The sequence below is a fragment of the Falsiroseomonas oryziterrae genome, from assembly GCF_021864505.1.
Taxonomy (GTDB): domain Bacteria; phylum Pseudomonadota; class Alphaproteobacteria; order Acetobacterales; family Acetobacteraceae; genus Falsiroseomonas; species Falsiroseomonas oryziterrae.
Window position 1 is genome coordinate 1 of sequence record NZ_JAKJIB010000333.1, and the last position, 4481, is coordinate 4481.

Consider the following 4481-nt stretch of genomic DNA (forward strand, 5'->3'; position numbering starts at 1 on the left):
CCAGCCATCTGTTTTTCAGCGCCGGGAGGGAGGGGGCCGAAGTGCCCCCTCCCTCCCGGCGCTACACTGACGCAGGTCCAGGAGCCTCCAGGCTCCTGGTGGGGGGTGCAGGGGGGCAAGGCCCCCCTGCGGCGCGCCCTGCCCTCAGCGCACCGGCGGGGCGTACATCAGCCCGCCGCGGGTCCAGAGGTCGTTCAGGCCGCGGGAAAGGCCGATCGGCGTGTTGCGGCCGAGGTGGCGTTCGAAGATCTCGCCGTAGTTCCCGACCGCCTTGATCGCGTTGTAGGCCCAGCGCCGGTCGAGGCCCATGAAGGGCCCGTGGTCGCCGGAGACGCCGAGCAGGCGGCGGATCTCGGGGCGTTCGCTGCGCAGCATCTCGTCCACATTGGCCTGGGTGACGCCGAGTTCCTCGGCCTCGATCAGCGCGTAGATCGTCCAACGCACGATGTCGAACCACTGGTCGTCGCCGTGGCGGACGGCGGGCGCGAGCGGCTCCTTCGAGATGATGTCGGGCAGCACGACGTGCTCGTTGGGCCGCGGCAGCGCGCTGCGGATGCCGGCGAGCTGGGAGGCGTCGGTCGAGAAGGCGTCGCAGCGGCCGCTCTCGTAGGCGATGCGGGTCTCGTCGTTCTGCTCGAAGACGACGGGGCGGATGCTAACGCGGTTGCTGCGCGCCCAGTCGGCCAGGTTCAGCTCGTTGGTGGTGCCGGAAGTCACGCAGATGGAGGCGCCGTCGAGCTGGGTGGCGCGCTGGAGGTTGAGGCTGCGGCGGACCAGGAAGCCCTGGCCGTCGTAGAAGGTGACGGCGGTGAAGTTGAGCCCGTTCGCGGTGTCGCGCGACTGGGTCCAGGTGGTGGTGCGCGGCAGCAGGTCGATCTGGCCCGATTGCAGCGCCGGCAGGCGCGCCGCGGAGGTGACGACGGTGAAGCGAACGCGGTTGCCGTCGCCGAAGATGGCGGCGGCGACGGCGCGGCAGGTGTCGGCCTCGAGCCCGACATAGGTGCCGCGGCTGTCGGTGACGCCGAAGCCGGGTGCGCCGGGATGGGCGCCGCAATCGACGACGCCCTTGGCGCGGGTGGCGGTCAGCGTCGGCCCGGGTGGCGCCATCGTCTGCGCGAGGGCCGGCGCGGTCAGCAGGGCGGCGGCGCCGAGGGCGAGCAGCGTGCGCTTGATCATTCCCGTTCTCCCGGTTCGGGCTGCGCGGCGCGGGCCGCCAGCCATTGCAGGGCGGCGACGCCGCCGAGTGTCGCCGCGCCGATCAGGAGGCGCGTCGTGTCGTCCAGGACATGCGCGAAGGCGGCCGCCAGGCCTGCAGCGCCCATCAGGAGGCGCAGCAGGATGTTGACCGGCGCGAGCAGGAAGCCGGCATAGGCGGAGGTGATGAGCGTCAGCGCCGCGAGCTGGATGGCGGTGGCGGTCGCGATGTCGAGCAGCGAGCCGCGCAGCATGATGCCAGGGTCGTAGATGAAGGCGAAGCCGACGGTGAAGCCGGCGATGCCGAAGCGCGTCGCGTGGACGGAGGTGATGGTCGGGCTCGCCTTGGCGATGGCGGCGGCGGCGAAGGCGGCGGCGGCGACCGGCGGCGTCGCGTCGGCGATAACCGCGAAGTAGAAGGTGAAGAGATGCGCCTGCAGCGGATCGATGCCGAGCGGCCGGCCGAGCTCCAGCACCTGCGGGACGCCGATCGCGGCGGCGATGATGTAGGAGGGCGTGGTCGGGATGCCGAGGCCGAGCACGAGGACCGTCAGCGCGAGCAGCACCAGCAGCAGGCCGAGGTTGCCGCCGGCCATCTGCTTGATGATGCCGCCGAAGGCCACGACCATGCCGGTGGCGGTCAGCGCGGAGACGACGATGCCCGCGCCGGCGATGGCGACCGCGAGCGGCGCCATCGTCAGGCCGGCATTGGCGAAGCTGTCGAGGATGTCGCGCCAGGACATGCGGGTGCGGCGCTTCAGCATGGCGACCGCGACCATGGCGATGGTGGCGCAGAAGGCGGCGTAGTTGCCCGACCAGCGCTCCATCATGAGGTACACGAGCACCGCGATGGGCAGCACGAGATGCGCGTCGGCCAGGACCTCGCGCCAGGCGGGGATGTCCTTCAGCGCCATCGCCTCGATGCCGAGCTTCTTCGCCTCGAAATGCACAGCGGCGAGGATGGCGAAGTAGTAGAGGCCGGCGCCGATGGCCGCCGCGACGACGATCTCGCCATAGGGGATGTTGGTGATCTCGGCCATGACGAAGGCGGCCGCGCCCATCACGGGCGGCATGAGCGCGCCGCCGACGCTCGCCGCGCTCTCGATCCCGCCGGCGACGGCGGGGCGGTAGCCGAGGCGGACCATCAGCGGGATGGTCATGGCGCCGGTGGTGATGACGTTCGAGACGCTGCTCCCGCTCATCGTGCCGAAGAGGCCGGAGGTGACGACGGCGACCTTGGCGGGCCCGCCGGAGTATCGCCCGGCCACGGCGGCGCCGAGGTTGGAGAAGAGCCGGCCCGTCCCGCTGCCCTGCATGAAGGCGCCGAACAGGATGAAGACGGCGATGGTGGTGGCGACGATGCCGGTGAGCGGGCCGTAGACGCCGCCGGCCGTCGGCACGAGCCAGGACGCCTCGACGATCTCGGCCGGGCTGAAGGGGCGCGCGTTGAGGACGCCGGGCACGAGGTATCCCCACTGCATGTAGACCAGCGACCCGGCGACCATCCAGGCGAGGCCGGGTTCGACCGCGCGGCGGATCGCCTCGAGCAGCGTGACGATGCAGGTGATGCCCAGCACCATCATCGTGGGCGTGAAGGGGTCGACGTATTCCATGCGGTCGGCGACCGCCATCCAGTTCCACATCACCCAGGCATGCGGCGCCGCGGAGGCCGCGGCCCAGGCCCAATCGAGGACGGATGGGCGATGCTTCGGCGAGCGTGAGGTCGCCGGGTAGAGCAGGAAGAGCAGCGGTGTGAACACCAGCAGGTGGAGGCCGCGCATCTGGATCGGCTCGGGAAAGCCGAAGCCGCCGAAATAGAGATGCACGGCGGCGGCGGCTGCAGCCCAGGCCCAGCAGATCCATCGGAGCGGGCCGCGCAACTCCCTCATGCGCGACCAGCCGGCAGGACCATCCGCCCCTCGGTGCCCTGGCGAGGCTTTGCCTCGCCAGGCTGAGGCGTCACGGCAGGATCAGGCGCCAAGACCGGGGTCCCCGCGACGGCGCGCAGCGACGTCGTGGGGCTTCAAGCGGCGGGCATCACCCCCGCTTCGCGGAAGGCGCGCGCGGCGCCGGGATGCAGCGGCACGCCGGCATAGCGCCAGGAGGTGCGCGGATCCCAGGCCCCCATCGAGGCGTGGATCGAGACCAGGCGCTGCCCGCGGTTGCGGATCAGCGTGCGGGTGATGCGGTAGGCGGCCTCGTCCGACACGGATGCGTGCACCAGGATCACGCTGTCCATCGTCGTGACCATCAGGTCGCGATCCTGCAGCGTCGGATAGGTGGCAGCGGGCAGCGTACCTTCCGCATAGGCGAAGCTGTCGATGAGGTGCTTCCGCACGTCATCGGGGAAGCCGACGAGGCGCGAGGCGCGCCGCCCCTGCCCGATCTCGGTCAGGATCGCGGCCGGCTTGGCGAGCGCGGCGTAGAGGTAGTCCACCTGGCCGTCCGCGTAGGCGGCGGCAATGTCGGCATAGCTGCCGTTGAGGTAGCGGCCGCCATTGGCGCGGATCTGGTCGGGCGAGGTGCCGAGGAAGCGCAGGATGCGCTGCAGGGTCATTTCGTCCGTGCTCGACCGCTGCGGGCAGGCGATGCGGAGGCCGCGCTGCGTCAGGATGCCGCGCATGTCCTCCGGCCCCTGCCCCACCGCGCGGACCAGGTTGTGCTCGGTCGGGCTGTAGCCGGTGCCGAGGCTGCGCAGGTTCTCGTGGCGCGCACTGTAGGGGTCCTCGCCCTTCGCCGCGGCGGCGGTGAAGGTGTCGATGCCCCAGCCGAGCGGCGACTGGTTGTTGTTGACGCGGGTGGAGTTGGCGAGGCCGCCGCCCGGCACGACGCGGATGCGGAGATCGGGGTTCTCTTCCGCGATCAGCGAGGAGAGGCCGGCAGCCATGGTGTACCAGCCGCCGCCGACCGAGCCTGCGACCCATTCCAGCGTCTGCTGCGCCCGCGCCGTGCGGACGAAGGGCAGCGCGAGGCCGGCGCCGAGCACGGCGCGCCGTGACACGAAGAGGCTCATGGCCCGTCTCCCAACCTTCCCAGGCAGGGATCATGCGGGCTCGGCCGTCGCCCGTATCTTGCCGGTGGATGGAGTCTTCGCAATGCGCCCCGCGCCCGGGGGCAGATCGCGCCCGGCTCAGCCGCGCGACAGGTAGGGCCGCGCGGCCTCGATCGCCGGGCCGCAGGAGGGGGCCACGTCGCGCAGCACCACCTCGGGGCGCGCGGTGCCGAGCCAGGCGGACAGGGCGGTCGTGACGGCCCACCACGGATCGCCGGCGGCGCGCTCCACCAGC

General features: G+C 71.7%; 3 protein-coding genes. All 3 read right to left on the bottom strand.

The genetic code is table 11. The annotated features are described in order from the left end of the window. Window positions 1-144: 144 nt before the first annotated feature. On the bottom strand, window positions 145-1176 hold the full coding sequence (locus L2I40_RS19480) for an amino acid ABC transporter substrate-binding protein (protein WP_237216846.1): 1032 nt from the start codon (window positions 1174-1176) through the stop codon (window positions 145-147). After that, window positions 1173-3083 (bottom strand): TRAP transporter permease, encoded by a 1911-nt coding sequence (locus L2I40_RS19485; protein WP_237216847.1) that lies wholly within the window; start codon window positions 3081-3083, stop codon window positions 1173-1175. The genes L2I40_RS19480 and L2I40_RS19485 overlap by 4 nt, the downstream gene beginning before the upstream one ends. A 134-nt stretch (window positions 3084-3217) precedes the next feature. Next, window positions 3218-4207, bottom strand: coding sequence for a TAXI family TRAP transporter solute-binding subunit (locus L2I40_RS19490; RefSeq protein ID WP_237216848.1), 990 nt, complete (start codon window positions 4205-4207; stop codon window positions 3218-3220). Window positions 4208-4481 lie beyond the last annotated feature (274 nt).